Raw genomic sequence first — 14,390 nt, 5'->3', positions numbered from 1 at the left:
GCCCCACCCAGAACCCGGACCAGGACCAGGACCAGAACCCGGACCAGGGCCAGAACCCCGACCAGAGCCAGAACCCCGATCAAGGCCAGGACCCGAGCCAGGATCCGACCCAAGACCCGAGCCAGGACCCGAGCCAGGACCCGTCCCCGTCGCCCACGCAGAGCGAACCGCCCCAGGACGAGGACGAGTGCGCCCAGATCGGCCCGTCGCTCGCCGACTTCGTGAACATCCGCCAGGTCCCGCCGCTCCAACTCGACGCCAGGCCCGGCAGGAACGCCTCGCGCGGCACGTTCGTCGCCCAGTGCGGCACCAACCGCAACCGGCACATCAACCCCGACAACTTCATCGTGGCCCCCGGCGTCAGCAACGGCGCGCACCACCAGCACGACTACGTCGGCAACCTGTCCACGGACGCGTTCTCCACCGACCAGAGCCTGGCCGCCGCGGGCACCACGTGCCGGCTCAACGACAGGTCGACCTACTTCTGGCCGGTGCTGCGCAACCGCAGGGTGGACGCCAACGCGAACGACCCCGACGGCAACATCGGCCAGATCCTGCGCGCCAACTCGGTGACGCTGCAGTTCCGCGGCAACGCCCAGGCCAGGGTGACCGCGATGCCCAGGTTCATGCGGTTGATCACCGGTGACGCCAAGGCCGGCACGAACGGCGGCGCCAACGCCAGGGCCCGCTGGTCCTGCACCGGTTTCAACAATCGCATCAGCACTAACAAATATCCGCTTTGCCCGCGTGGCAGCCAGGTTCTCCGTATTCTGGATTTCCCAAGCTGCTGGGACGGTCAGAACACCGACAGCGCCAACCACCGCACGCACGTGGTCTTCCCCGGTCAGGGTGGTGCGTGTCCACAGGGCACCCGCGCAGTGCCCCAGCTACGGATGATCCTCGCCTATTCGGTGCCCCAGGGTCCTTCCTTCGCTGTGGACGCATTCCCTGAACAGAAGCACAACCCGGTCACCGACCACGCGGACTTCGCCAACGTCATGCCCGACCGGCTGATGTCGTTCGTCGTGAACTGCATCAACCGCGGACGCCGTTGCTGATCTGACCGTCACGTGGGCCGCAGCCTTCCGAGTCGCACCCTCAACCGACCTTGGAGGGAAGTAGATGCTCCACAGACGACATCCCCGGCACGCCCCCACCAAGCTGGACTCGAGAAACGTCCGGCTGGGGGCGAGCGCCTCGATCACGGCCATCCTGCTGTCGGTGTTCGCGCTGACCAGGACGGAACGCGGCGTCGCGCTACTGGCCCGCGGGGTGAGCTACCTAGAGTTCTACGCGGGCGTGCTCGCCCTGGTGATGCTGACCGCGACGGTCGCGCTCGGCCTGCTCACCACGGAACGCGTCTTCCTGACTCCGGCCAACCGGATCAAGGCTCAGCTCGCGCACCGGGCCACCGCCTTCATCGGGGTGGCGTACCTGGTCACGCACGTGGCCATCATGATCGGTCTCGGGCACGTGCCGATCGGCGCGGCCGTCGTGCCGGTGGCCGGCCTCTACGTGGGGCTCGGCACGCTGGCCTTCTACCTGGTGGTCGTGACCGTGGCCACCGGGATGGTGCGGGGCAGGTTCGCCGGGCGCGGCTCTCCCTGGCTGTGGCGGGCCCTGCACTCGGCGGCGTACCTGGCCTGGCCCGTGGCCATTCTGCACGGGCTGAGCGCGGGCCGGCCGGCCGACGGGTGGGTGGCGTGGTCGTACGTGGCGTGTCTGGCGGCGGTCGGCTCCGCGCTGCTGGTCCGCGTGATCGCGACGCTGCGCCGGCCGCCGGCGCTGCCGGAGAAGGTGCAGGGGCCGGCCGTGACCGCGCCTCAGGCCGTCGTCCGCGCGCCCGCCGCGCCCCAGACCCAACCGCAAGCCCAAGCCCGCGCCCAGGCGCAGGCCCAGGCGCAGGTGCAGGTGCGGGACGAGCGGCAGGAGCAGATCAGCGCGCCGGTGAGCCTCGCCGAGGCCAGGCGCAAGTTCCGGGAGGCAGGATGATCGCGCGCAGGATCCGCGTCCCACGGCCGTCCCTCAGGGGGCGGCCGTGATACCGCACCGGGTGCCGCGGGTGTTGCGGCTCGGCCCCGCCAGGCTCACCGCGGGGCTCGACCACTGCCGCCGGCTCGACCTGCCGGCCCACCGCACGCTGCACGGCGTGCTCGAACCCCGCGACCTGGCCGAGCTCATCGCCGAGGTGAACGACGTGGACCTGCGCGGCAGAGGCGGCGCGGCGTTCCCGTTCGGGCGCAAGCTGCGGGCCGTCGCCGACGCGGCGGGCGGGCGCGAGAGCGTCGTGCTGGTCAACGGCGCCGAGGGCGAGCCCGCCAGTTCCAAGGACACGATGTTGCTGGTGCGCACCCCGCACCTGGTGCTGGACGGCGCGGTGCTCGCCGCGCACGCGCTGCGGGCCCGCGAGGTGGTCGTGGCCACCGTCGAGGGCTCGGTGGCCGAGGGCTCGCTGTGCGCGGCCGTGGCCGAGCGGCGGGCCGCGAACCTGGCCGGCGCGGCCGAGAGCAGGATCGGCATCCGCGTGGTCGGGCTGCCCGAGCGGTTCATCTCCGGCGAGGGCGGCGCGCTCGTCCGCGGCGTGAACGGCATGGAGGCCGTGCCGCCCGGCAGGAAGCGCCGGGCCAGCGAGAGCGGCGTGGACGGCCTGCCGACCCTGCTGTCGAACACCGAGACCTTCGCCCAGTTCGCGCTGCTGGCCGAGTACGGCCCGGCCAAGTACGCCGAGGTCGGCACCGGCAGGGAGCCGGGCACGGTGCTGCTCAGCGTGAGCGGCGGCGCGGCCGCCGGCGCGGTGGTCGAGGTGCCCACCGGCACCCCGCTGGCCGACGTGCTCGAACTGTGCGAGGCCGAGCCCGGCGACGGGGTCCTGGTCGGCGGGTACCACGGCGCGTGGCTGCCGGCCGAGGCCGCGCTGCACGCGGTGATCTCGCGCGAGGGCATGAAACTGGCCGGCGGCGACCTGGGCGCCGGGATCATCGTCCCGCTCGGCGAGGCGACCTGCCCGCTCGGTGAGGCGGCCAGGGTGGCGACGTATCTGGCCGCGCAGTCGTCCGGGCAGTGCGGTCCCTGCCGTCTCGGGCTGCCCGACGTGGCGCGCACGCTGTGCGCGCTGGCCGAGGGCACCGGCTCGCAGGACGCCGTGCGCCGCGCGGTACGCGCCATCGAGCGCCGGGGCGCCTGCTTCCACCCCGACGGCACGGCCAGGTTCGTGTTGTCGGCGATGGACGCGTTCGAGAGCGAGATCGCCCTGCACCTGGAGCACGGCTCGTGCGGCCGCCCGGTACGCGGCGTGCTGCCGCTGCCCGAGCCCGAGGCCGACCCCGAGTACCGGCTGGAGGTGGACTGGACCCGCTGCCAGGGCCACGGCCTCTGCGCCCACCTGCTGCCCGAGTTCGTGGACCTGGACGAGTACGGTTTCCCGTCCTTCCGCAACGTGCCCGGCTGGATGGCCAGGGAGGCGCGGCGGGCGGTCGAGATGTGCCCGGCGCTGGCGTTGCGTGTGAGCACGACCAGCGGCTCCGAACGGCCCGTGGTCTCGCCGTTGCGGCTGGTCAGGGAGGGCGTGCTGAAGAAGGCGTCGGCCCGGCTGGCAGGCGTGGCGGGCGGGTCGGCCACCCCCATTTCCGGATTCGGCGGGAGCGCACGGTGATGCGTCCTGACAGTGATGGTTTTGTGACCAACCTGTCGGCCTCCTCGGGCGTCTCATCGATCGGTTCCGCACGATCGACGGGAGGCCCATGGACCGCCGCGACTTCCTGCACGTCGCCGCGTTCGTCCCGGTGCTGGCCGCCGCGCCGCCACCCGACTGGGCGGGCCTGCGCAGGCAGCTCACCGGCACGCTGGTGCTGCCCGGCGACGCCGGGTACGCGCGGGCGCGCCGCCTGTACAACCCGGCCTACGACGCGATCAAGCCGGGCGGCGTCGCGTACTGCGCCAACGCCTCCGACGTGGCCAGATGCCTGGGGTTCGCCCGGGCCAACGGGCTGCCCGTCACCGCCAGGTCCGGCGGTCACTCGTACGCGGGCTGGTCCACGGGCACCGGCCTGGTGATCGACGTCTCGCGGATGAACGGCGTCTCGTACGCGGCCGGGCGGGCCACGGTCGGCGCGGGAGCCAAGCTCATCGACGTCTACGAGCAGCTCGGCAGGCACGGGGTGAGCATCCCGGCCGGGACCTGCCCGACCGTCGGCATCGGCGGGCTGACGCTGGGCGGCGGGATCGGCGTGGTCTCCAGGAAGTACGGGCTGACCTGCGACACGCTGGAGTCCGTCAAGATCGTCACGGCCGACGGCCGGCTGCTGACCTGCGACTCCGGCCACCACGCCGGCCTGTACTGGGCGTGCAGGGGCGGTGGCGGCGGGAACTTCGGCGTGGCGGTCTCCTTCACCTACCGCACCCACGCCACGCGCGACGTCACCGTGTTCTTCCTGCACTGGCCGTGGGCCAAGGCGCGGGCCGCGGTGCGCGCCTGGCAGGCGTGGGCGCCGTACGCGCCGGACGAGCTGTGGTCCACGCTGCATCTCACGCGCGGGCTCGGCGGCCTGGACGTGCAGATCGCCGGCGTGTACCTGGGCGGCAAGGCGGCGCTGGACCGGCTGCTCACGCCGCTGACGGGCAAGATCGGGCGGACCTCGTCCCGTTCCGTCAGGTCCGTCTCCTACCAGAAGGCCATGATGATCATGGCCGGGTGCGTGTCACGCACTGTGGAGCAGTGCGCGCGGACGCCGCGCACGTCGTTCTCGGCCAAGTCGCACGTGGCCTACCGGCCGCTGCCGGCCGCCGGTGTGCGCACGCTGGTCGACGGGGTGGCCAGGCGCGGCCGGCACTCGGTGCTGCTCGACGCGCTGGGCGGCGCGATCGGCCGGGTCGGGCCGCAGGCGACCGCGTTCCCGCACCGGGCGGCGCTGTTCAGCGTGCAGTACTACGCCGACGGCATGGACCGCCGCTGGCTGCGTGACATCCACGGCGACCTGGCTCCGCACTTCGGCGACCACGCGTACGTCAACTACGCCGACCCCGATCTGCGGTCGTGGCGCGGCGCGTACTACGGCCCGAACGCGGCGCGGCTGGCCGAGGTGAAGGCCACCTACGACCCGGACCGGCTGTTCCGCCTGCCGCAGGGCGTGTGAAACCGGTTCGCGGCCGACCGGCGTGAGCTGCGACAATTTCGCAGCATGCGTAACTGGCCGTTCTTCGACCTGTCCGTCACCACGCCGCGGCTCGAACTGCGTCTCCCGTCGCTCGACGACCTCGACGAGCTGGCCGACCGGGCGGCCGAGGGCATCCACGACGCCGGATCCATGCCCTTCGCGTTCCCCTGGTCCGACACCGGGCCGGCCGAGCGGGGCCGCAGCACGCTGCAGTTCCACTTCCGCACCTGGGGCGAGCTGAGCCCGGCCGCCTGGAACCTGGCGTTCGTGGCGGTGTTCGAGGGCGAGGTCGTCGGAACGCAGGGCGTGCAGGCGACCGACTTCCCCGTCACGCGCGAGGTGCTCACCGGCTCCTGGCTGGGCCGCCGCTTCCAGGGCCGGGGCATCGGCACCGAGATGCGCCGGGCCGCGCTCCAGTTCGCCTTCGCGGGCCTCGGCGCCACCGACGCGGTGACCTCGGCGTTCGAGGACAACCACGCCTCGCTGTCCGTCACCGCGAAGCTCGGCTACCGCGACGACGGCACCGCCGTGCACAACCGGCAGGGAACCCGGACGATGCTCAGGCGCTTCCGCCTGACCAGTGACGACTGGGCCGACCAGCCCGACGTCGAGATCCACAACCTCGCGCCCTGCCTGCCGATCCTCGGCCTCTGACCCGCGCAGGCCGCTACAGCGGGTGTGAGGCCGTGCCGCGCGAGACGAACGCCAGGCCGTCGAACTGCTCGGCCGGCACGGTCTGGGCGAAGGTGGTCTTGTAGCGGAACCTGCCCACCACCGCGCCGAACGTGCGCACGTACGCGGGCTCGCCCAGCCACGTCCGCACGGCTTCAGGCGGCGTGCCGGTCCTGAGGTCGAGCAGGTAGTTGGCGGGCCCGGCGGCGGCCAGCCTGGCCTCGACCACCTTCGGCGTCCGCGCCGGCGGCACCTTGGCGATCACCGGCGGCTTGTCCGGGTCGACCCGGCGCAGGAACCCGTGGCGGCGGGCCCTGAACTCGCCCTCGCCGAACAGCAGCCCGAGCGCGTAGTAGCCGGACCCGTGCCGCTCGGCCAGGTGCCTGCCCATCGTGGTGACGCCCGCGCGGGGGTGCTCGCCCCGCATGACGTGCCCGTTGTGCGCCCAGACGGCCACCCGGGCGGCCGGGTCGCGCAGGATCTCGTCCACGTTGTCGGCCATGAAACGGTCGCGGGCCATGGAGATCGTGCGTTCCGGGTCCTGGTGCACGAAGGGGCGGGTCGCCAGCTCGGCGGCCTGCAACACGGTCCTGGCATCAGCCCTGGCGTCGGCATCGGCCCTGGCACCGGCACCGGTGTCGGCCTGGTCGGTTCCGGCCGCGGTGACGAAGTCCAGCAGGCGGCGCGCGCCGGCCACGACGTCTTCGCCGAGCGGCGGATGCAGCCCCAGGCGGAAGTCCGCGAGCGGGGCGAGCGGGGCCAGCAGCTCGGGCGCCGATTCCCCGAACCACCCGTCGAGCCTGCGCAGCGATTCGCCGGGGATCTGCGGGTCGATGCCGACGAAACGCACCTTGGTCGCGGCCGTGCGGTTGTGCTCGCGCAGCCATTCGAGCACGGCCAGCACCTCGGTGGTGCGCCAGGTCCAGAAGCCCAGCCCCGCCAGCGCCTCGGCCGGGTCTCCGACGCCGTGCACCACGTAGTCGTCGACCGCCTTCGAGGCGGCCGCGCTCGCCTCCATGGCCAGCACGTTGAAGCCCAGCTCCGTCACCATGAACCGCAGCAGCACGTGCTTGAGCAGGAAGAACTCACCGGTGCCGTGCGTGGCCTCGCCGAGCCCGGCCACCCGCACGTCCGCCAACGCCGCGCGCATCGGCTCCAGGTCGAGCGCAACGCCCGGGTTCAGATCGCCCAGGTCGACGGCCCGCTCGGCCAGCCAGTCGGTGATCACGTTCGTGGGCATACGTCGATCGTGCCAACCTCCGAACCCGGTTTCATCAACCCAAAGTATCGACCTCAGCGGGCCGCGGCGAGCGGGCACCCCTCGCGCCGGTACCTGCCGGGTGAGGTGCCGAACTGGCGTTTGAAGGCGTTCGCGAAGGCGAACTCGGAGCCGTACCCGACGCGGGCGGCGATCTCGGCCAGCGACTCGTCCGTCTCGTGCAGCAGCCGTGCCGCCGAGGCCAGCCGCCACCAGGTCAGGTACGTCAGCGGCGGCTGCCCGACCAGCGACGTGAAGCGGCGGGCGAACGCGGCCCGCGACATTCCCGCCCGCACGCCCAGCTCCTGGACCGTCCACGGGTGCGCGGGATCGCGGTGCATGGCGTCGAGCGCGGCGCTGATGCCCGCATCGGCCAGGGCCGCCGCCCAGCCACCGACCGCGCACTGGCCGGGCTCGGCGTTCAACCAGGCCCGCAGGATGTACAGCAGCAACACCTCAAGCAGCGACGACACCACCGTGTCGGCGCCCAGGCGGGGCCGCTCGATCTCCGCGCCGAGCAGTTCCATCGCGGTGCGCAGCTCGGGGTGCCGCCCGAGGCCGGCCGGCAGGTGGATCAGATTGGGCAGGTCGCGCAGGGCGGGGTGGGCCCGGCTCGGGTCGAGCTGGAAGCCGCCGCACAGCGTGACCGTGGTCGCGCCCGTGCCCCCGCCCACGGAGGCCGAGGCGAACAGGTGGGCGTCCGGATCGAGCGGATCGCAGTCGTTCTCGGCCACCGGGGTGTCGGGGCTGTCGGCCAGGGCGTAGCCGTGACCGCGGGGGAAGAACACGACGTCGCCCACCGAGAGCGCGACCGGGTCGCCGTCGGGCCTGATCAGCCAGCACGAGCCTTGCAGGATCACCTGGAAGCCCGGCGCGCCGGGGACCGAGGGGAAGTGCTGGCCCCAGGGGGCGTGCCACTCGACCCGGGCCGAGCGCGGGCGTCCGGTACGCATGATGGCGATCACGTCGCTGAGCACGTCCACAACGAAAGTCTAGACCACGAGACGATCGCGTATGAAACACAGATTCTGTCGCATTGGTTGTCTCCACCCGCGCTCCTACGGTTGGTGTCGACGGAAGGAGTGCTTGGTGAGCGCAATCTTGGTCACCGGGGCGACCGGCACGGTCGGGTCCCAGGTGACGTCTCAGCTACGCGCGGCCGGTGTCCCGGTCAGGGCGATGACCAGGGCGCCGGGTCCGGCGGACGGATTCGTGGCCGGAGACCTGACCGATCCCGCGTCGCTGCCTCTCGACGACGTGGCGGCGGTGTTCCTGGTGTGGCCGTTCGCGACCGCCGAGGGGGCGGCGGAAGCCGTCTCGGCCATCGCGCGGCGGGCCCGGCGCGTGGTCTACCTGTCCTCCGCCGCGCGCCGGCCGTACGAGCGCGAGGTCGAGCGGCTGATCGAGGGGTCAGGGCTGGAGTGGACCTTCCTGCGGCCGCACGTCTTCGCGGCCAACGCGCTGCGGTGGGCCGGCCAGGTGGCGTCGGGCGTGGTGCGGGAGCCGTACGGGCAGGCCGCGGCATCGCCGGTGCACGAGCGGGATCTGACCCGCGTCGCCGTGCTCGCGCTGACCTCGGACGGCCACCACGGCCGGGCCTACGAGCTGACCGGGCCTCAGTCGCTCACCCGGGCCGAGCAGGCCCGCATCATCGGCGCGGCGGCCGGGATCCCGGTCCGCTGGGAAGACGCGCCGCCCGCCGAGGCGCGGGCCGGCCTGCTCGCGGCCGGCTGGGACGCGCAGGCGGCCGACGGCGCGCTGGCCGCCCTGGCCGAGCTCGTCACGACGCCCGGTCCGACCACCTCCACGATCGAGGACGTCACCAAGACCCCGGCCGCCACCTTCCACGACTGGGCCCGCGAACACGCCGCCGCCTTCGCGTCCGGGCCGAGCGAGGAAGCGCTGCCGACGCAGGCGGCGGCCTCTCCGGCGACCGAGCCGTCTCACGAATCGCGGCGCGTGCCGTTGATGCGGGCCGCGCGGATCCACGGCTACGGCGACGCCTCGGTCATCCGTCAGGACCGGATCCCCCGGCCCGCGCCGGGCCCCGGCGAGGTGCTCATCGAGGTGGCCGCCACCTCGTTCAACCCGTCGGAGCTTGGACTGCGCGCGGGGCTGCTGCGCGACGTGCTGCCCATCGCGCTGCCGTACACGCTCGGCTGGGACGTCTCGGGCACGGTCGTCGAGACCGGCGCGGACGTCAGCGTGTTCCGGCCGGGAGACCGGGTGTTCGGCCTGGTGCCCGGCGCCGCCGCCGAATACGTCACGGCCCCGGCGGACGCGCTGGCCAGGGCGCCGCGGAGCATCCCGCTGACCGACGCGGCGGCCATCCCGGTGGCCGGTCTGACGGCCTGGCAGGCGGTCTTCGAGCACGCCCGCGTCTCCCCCGGCCAACGGGTGCTGATCAACGGGGCGGGCGGCGGGATCGGCATGTTCGCGGTGCAACTGGCCAAGCACGCGGGAGCCGTCGTGATCGGCACGGCGAGCCCGCGCGGCGCCGCCGCCCTGGCCGCGTACGGCGCCGACGAGGTGATCGACTACACCACCACACCACTGCCCGGCGGCATGGACGTGGTGCTGAACCTGGCGGCGGTCCCCGACTCGACGGCGGCCGTGCTGGCCACGCTCGGCCGGGTGGTCGTCACCGTGGCCACCCCGATCCCCGGCGGCACCCACTTCGTCAGCAGGAGCGATCCCGGCCAGCTGGCCGACCTGGCGGCCCGGATCGACGAGGGCCGGCTCACCGTGCGGATCGCCGAGTCGCACCCCTTGGAGCACCTGGCCGACCTGCATCGCCGCGCCGAGTCAGGCACCCTCCCCGCCGGAAAAATCACCATTCATCCCTAGAAAGGGTTCAGACAATGATCAAGATCGGCATCATCATCGGCAGCACCCGGCCCAGCCGCGTGGCCGACGGCGTCGCCCAGTGGGTGCACGACCTGGCCGCCAAGCGGTCCGACGCCCACTTCGAACTCCTCGACCTCGCCGCTTTCGACCTGCCCCTGCTGAACGAGCCGCTGCCCGCCGCGACCGGCCAGTACGCGCACGCCCACTCCAGGACCTGGGCCGAGACGATCACCAGGTTCGACGGCTTCGTCTTCGTGACCCCCGAGTACAACCACTCCACCACGGGCACGCTGAAGAACGCCATCGACTACCTGTTCCACGAATGGGCCGACAAAGCCGCCGGGCTGGTCAGCTACGGCGTCGACGGAGGCGTCCGGGCCGCCGAACACCTCCGCCAGATCCTCGGCCAGCTCCACATGGCGACCGTCACCTCACAGGTCGCGCTGTCGCTGCACACCGATTTCACGGACTACACCCGCTTCACCCCGGCCGAGCGTCAGGAACTCGCCGTCACCGCCATGCTGGACAAGCTCATCGCCTGGAGCACCGCGCTGCGCCCGCTGCGCGCCGCCTGACGCCCGCCCGGTCACCGCGTCACGGACGGAAGTGTTCGAGCACCTCCGGGTTGGCCATCGCGTCGGGGTTGGCCGCCTGCTCGACCGGTGTGCCGAGCAGGATCTTGCGTACCGGGACCTCCAGCTTCTTGCCCGACAACGTCCGCGGGATGCCCGGCACCACCCGGATCTCGTTCGGCACGTGCCGGGGCGAGAGCTCCTGGCGCAGCGCCTGGCACAGACTCCGCTCCAGCTCCTCCGTCAGCGTGACGCCCTCGGCCAGCGTCACGTAGAGGAGCAGCCGGCCCTCCTGCCCGAGCTGGCCGGTGTCGATCACCAGGCTGTCGGCGATCTCGTCGAAACGCTCGACCACCCGGTAGAACTCGCTGGTGCCCATCCGCACGCCACCACGGTTCAGCGTCGAGTCCGAGCGGCCGTAGATGACGCAGCTGCCGTCCTCGTTGATCTTGATCCAGTCGCCGTGCCGCCACACGCCCGGGTAGACGTCGAAGTAGCTCTCCCGGTAACGCTCGCCGTCGGGGTCGTTCCAGAACATCACCGGCATCGACGGCATCGGCTGGGTCAGCACCAGCTCGCCGACCTCGCCCACCACCGCCTTGCCCGACGGGTCGAACGACTCCACCCTGGCCCCGAGCGAGCGGCACGGGATGATCCCGGCCCTGATCGGGTGCAGCATCGTCGCGCCGACGAAGCCGGTGCACACGTCCGTGCCGCCGGAGAACGACCCCAGCGGCACCCCGGGCAGCGCCTCGGCCACCCACGCGAAACCCTCCGGCGGCAGCGGCGAGCCGGTCGAACCGAGCCCGCGCAGCCCGCCCATCCCCTCAGGCTGGATCCCGGCCTTCTGCGAGGCCATCACGTACGGCGCGCCGACCCCGAAGTACGTCACCCCTTCCGAGTCCGCGATGCGCCACAGGGCCGCGGCCGACGGATGCGTGGCCGAGCCGTCGTACAACACCGGCGTGGCCCCCACCAGCAGACCGCCGATGAGGTAGTTCCACATCATCCAGCCCGTGGTGGTGTACCAGAAGAACACGTCCTCCTCACCCAGGTCCTGGTGGAAGGTGAGCGACTTGAGGTGCTCCAGCACCACGCCGCCGTGCCCGTGCACGATCGGCTTGGGCAGCCCGGTCGTACCCGAGGAGTACAGGATCCACAGCGGATGACCGAACGGCACCCGCTCGAACTCCAGCGGCCCCTCCTCGGCCCGCAGCCCCTCCCAGCCGATCACCTCGCCACGCGGCAGCACCGAGGTGTGCACCGGCATCGGCTCGGCCTGCTGCGGCGGCTGCCCCTCCGCCGCGGCCGCCAGGTACGGAATCCACACCGTGGCACGCAGCGACGGCAGCTCGGCGGCGATCTCGTTCACCGCCGCCGTACGGTCGTAGTCCTTGCCGTTGTAGTGGTAGCCGTCGACCGCGATCAGCACCTTCGGCTCGATCTGCTTGAACCTGTCGACGATGCTCGGCACCCCGAAATCGGGCGAACCGGCCGACCAGACGGCCCCCAGCGAGGCCGTGGCCAGGAACGCGATCAGGGCCTGCGGGATGTTCGGCAGATACCCGGCCACCCGGTCGCCGCGCTCCACCCCGAGCCGCACCAGCCCGGCACGCACCCGCGCCACCTCGGCACGCAGCTCGGCGTAGGTCAGCTCCTGCCTGGCGCCGTCCTCGGAGACGAAGACCACGGCCACACCCTCGACACGACTCAGCGCGTTCTCGGCGTAGTTGATGGAGCTCCCGGTGAACCATTGGACGTCCGGCATCGTCCCAGAGATGACGGGCCCGTCACCACGTTCGCCGATCACGTCGAAGTAGTCCCAGATCGAGGCCCAGAACTCGTCGGGCCGATCGACCGACCACCGCCACACCTCCTCGTAACTCGACCCGGAACGTCCCAGCCACTCCACGTAGCGAGTGAGCTTGGCGCGAGAAACGATCTCCTCGGTCGGTTCCCAGAGAAGTGCACCTTCAGCAACCATGTGCCCCATCCTGTCGCCCTGCCGGTGGAAAGTCATACCGGACCCTCCACATAACTTGCTACCTCCGTAGGTGGTCCACCGCCATACGGGCGGCGGAACCGATCACCGCGTCCGCGCGGGGCTGGATCAGGGCGGGGCTGAAGGAGCGGGTGAAGACGGCGACCGCGTAGCGCCCGCCGTCGGGGTACTCGACCACGCCCGCCTCGTTGCGCAGCGTGGGGAGCGTGCCGGTCTTGCCGCTGACCTCCACGTCGTCGTACGGGAAGCCGGAGGCCAGCCGGTGTGGCCAGACCTGCATGTTCAGTACGCCGCGCATCCAGGCGCACATTCCGGGTGAGGCGGCCTCGTCGCGCCAGATCAGGGCGAGCAGGGTGGCCATCTCCCTGGGGGTGCTGCGGTTGGTGTGGGCCGGGTCGAGTGCGCGTAGCCGGGATATGTCGTCGGGATCCAGGTACGGCCAGCCGTGCCCGGTGTCCTCCTCCATGCTCCGGTTGAAGTCGCGGCCGGCGTGCAGGACGCGGGTGATCCCCAGGCCGAAGCCGTCGAGCACGGTGTTGACCGAGTCGCGGCCCGCCAGGTCGAGCAGCGCGTCGGCGGCGCCGTTGTCGCTGACCGCGATCATCAGGTACGCCAGGTCGCGCAGTGACATGGTGACGTCGTCGAGCATGGCCGAGGTGCCGGTGGGTCCTGGCGTGCGGCCCTCGGCGGGCACGGTGAGCGGCGCGGCCAGGTCGAGCCGTCCGGCGTCGGCCTGCCGGCAGAGCGTGACCAGCAGCATCACCTTGAACATGGACGCCACGGGCAGCGGTTCGTCGGGGCCGTGCCCGATCTCGCGGCCGGAGTCGAGGTCGGTGGCGTAGAGCCAGCCGCGCACGCCGGCGCCGCGGAAGAGTCCGTCGAAGTCCGGGCCGGTCATGCGAGCATCCCTGGCCTGCGGCTGACCCGCCGCGCTGGGGCGGCGGCCTCGTCGATCATGCCGGCGCTCTCCTTCAAGGTCCGTACGGCCACTGCGGTGAAGTCCGCGACCTCGGCTGACTTCTCGGCGGATCGTTCCGTGGCGGCCGTCCGCCAGGCCGTGGAGACCCGGCTCGCGATCGGCGAGCCTAGCAGCGGCCGCCACACCAGCCCCGGCGACTCCGTCCGTGGCCCGAACGCCACCGCGGCGCCGGCCATGACGAGGCCGAGTCCGGCGCCCTGGTGCACCTGGGCGGGTACGTATCCGTGGCGGCGGCAGGCGGCCAGGGTCTCGGCGCGCAGGCCCGGCTCGCCTTCTCTGGGGGGCATCAGCAGGTCGCGTCCCGCCAGGTCGGCCAGGTGCACTTCGCCGGTGTCGGCGAGCGGGTCGTCCGCGGCCAGCAGGACGCCGTAGGGCTGCACGAGGATCTGGCCGAAGCTCAGCGCGGGGGCCGAGACGGGGTGGCGGACGAGTCCGACGTCGATGGCGCCTTCGGCGAGCGCGGTGACCTGGTCGGCGGTCCAGATCTCGGCGGGGGCGAGCCGGACGTCCGGGTTGCTCTCGCGGAAGCCGGCGACGAGGGCGGCGATCACGGCGGCGGCCAGGTCGGGCGGGACGCCGATCTTGAGCACGCTGCCTTCGCCCTGTCGCAGCAGGTCGTGCAGCCGGTCGACTCTGGCGACGATCTCGCGGGCCTCGCCGAGCAGCAGCCGTCCGGCCTCGGTGAGTCGGACCTGGCGGGCCGAGCGGTCGAAGAGCCGCACGCCGAGTTCCTCCTCCAGGCGCTTGATGCGCTGGCTGAGCGGCGGCTGGGCCATGCCGAGCCGGATGGCGGCGTTGCCGAAGTGGAGTTCCTCCGCCACCACGGTGAAGTAGCGGAGGTGCCGGACAAGGTCCATGACCAGGAACTATAGCGAGATTTATATGGATTAATCCCTCATATCAGTAT

12 protein-coding genes are annotated in these 14,390 nt (G+C 72.2%); 7 read left to right on the top strand and 5 right to left on the bottom strand.

Annotated elements, in window-relative coordinates; translation table 11 throughout:
• The 5 genes from HII36_RS30745 to HII36_RS30725 form a co-directional block, all read left to right on the top strand.
• Nucleotides 1–1,058: DUF1996 domain-containing protein (locus HII36_RS30745; RefSeq protein ID WP_173526775.1), on the top strand; the 1,058-nt coding region annotated here is incomplete at its 5' end.
• 64 nt (nt 1,059–1,122) lie between these two features.
• Complete coding sequence (locus tag HII36_RS30740; RefSeq protein WP_173526774.1) at nt 1,123–1,992, top strand: ferric reductase-like transmembrane domain-containing protein; 870 nt, start codon at nt 1,123–1,125, stop codon at nt 1,990–1,992.
• 61 nt (nt 1,993–2,053) lie between these two features.
• Entirely contained in the window at nt 2,054–3,652 is a 1,599-nt protein-coding gene (locus tag HII36_RS30735) for an NADH-ubiquinone oxidoreductase-F iron-sulfur binding region domain-containing protein (RefSeq protein WP_328807962.1), read from the top strand.
• Nucleotides 3,653–3,740: 88 nt separating this feature from the next.
• Nucleotides 3,741–5,132 (top strand): FAD-binding oxidoreductase, encoded by a 1,392-nt coding sequence (locus HII36_RS30730; RefSeq protein WP_173526772.1) that lies wholly within the window; start codon nt 3,741–3,743, stop codon nt 5,130–5,132.
• 45 nt (nt 5,133–5,177) lie between these two features.
• Complete coding sequence (locus HII36_RS30725) at nt 5,178–5,807, top strand: GNAT family N-acetyltransferase (RefSeq protein WP_173526771.1); 630 nt, start codon at nt 5,178–5,180, stop codon at nt 5,805–5,807.
• A gap of 13 nt (nt 5,808–5,820) precedes the next feature.
• Here the strand turns inward: HII36_RS30725 and HII36_RS30720 are convergent, their stop codons facing one another.
• Nucleotides 5,821–7,065, bottom strand: a complete 1,245-nt coding sequence (locus HII36_RS30720) for an erythromycin esterase family protein (protein WP_217370170.1) — start codon at nt 7,063–7,065, stop codon at nt 5,821–5,823.
• A 53-nt stretch (nt 7,066–7,118) separates the two neighbouring features.
• Entirely contained in the window at nt 7,119–8,066 is a 948-nt protein-coding gene (locus tag HII36_RS30715; protein ID WP_173526770.1) for an AraC family transcriptional regulator, read from the bottom strand.
• A gap of 106 nt (nt 8,067–8,172) precedes the next feature.
• Here HII36_RS30715 and HII36_RS57000 point away from each other — a divergent pair, with 106 nt between their 5' ends.
• Entirely contained in the window at nt 8,173–9,930 is a 1,758-nt protein-coding gene (locus HII36_RS57000; protein ID WP_328807961.1) for an alcohol dehydrogenase catalytic domain-containing protein, read from the top strand.
• A 14-nt stretch (nt 9,931–9,944) separates the two neighbouring features.
• A complete protein-coding gene (locus HII36_RS30700; RefSeq protein ID WP_173526769.1) occupies nt 9,945–10,505 on the top strand; it encodes an NADPH-dependent FMN reductase in 561 nt (186 codons plus the stop codon).
• Between the two features lie 19 nt (nt 10,506–10,524).
• Here the strand turns inward: HII36_RS30700 and HII36_RS30695 are convergent, their stop codons facing one another.
• From HII36_RS30695 to HII36_RS30685, 3 genes are read right to left on the bottom strand one after another with little or no spacing between them, the layout of a single operon-like run.
• On the bottom strand, nt 10,525–12,486 hold the full coding sequence (locus HII36_RS30695; RefSeq protein WP_173526768.1) for an acetoacetate--CoA ligase: 1,962 nt from the start codon (nt 12,484–12,486) through the stop codon (nt 10,525–10,527).
• A gap of 58 nt (nt 12,487–12,544) precedes the next feature.
• Complete coding sequence (locus HII36_RS30690) at nt 12,545–13,402, bottom strand: serine hydrolase (protein ID WP_173526767.1); 858 nt, start codon at nt 13,400–13,402, stop codon at nt 12,545–12,547.
• Nucleotides 13,399–14,340 (bottom strand): LysR substrate-binding domain-containing protein, encoded by a 942-nt coding sequence (locus tag HII36_RS30685; protein WP_173526766.1) that lies wholly within the window; start codon nt 14,338–14,340, stop codon nt 13,399–13,401. The genes HII36_RS30690 and HII36_RS30685 overlap by 4 nt, the downstream gene beginning before the upstream one ends.
• Nucleotides 14,341–14,390 lie beyond the last annotated feature (50 nt).

The sequence above is a fragment of the Nonomuraea antri genome (genome assembly GCF_013283785.1).
Taxonomy (GTDB): Bacteria; Actinomycetota; Actinomycetes; order Streptosporangiales; family Streptosporangiaceae; genus Nonomuraea; species Nonomuraea antri.
This window is presented reverse-complemented; position numbering and strand designations above follow the sequence as displayed.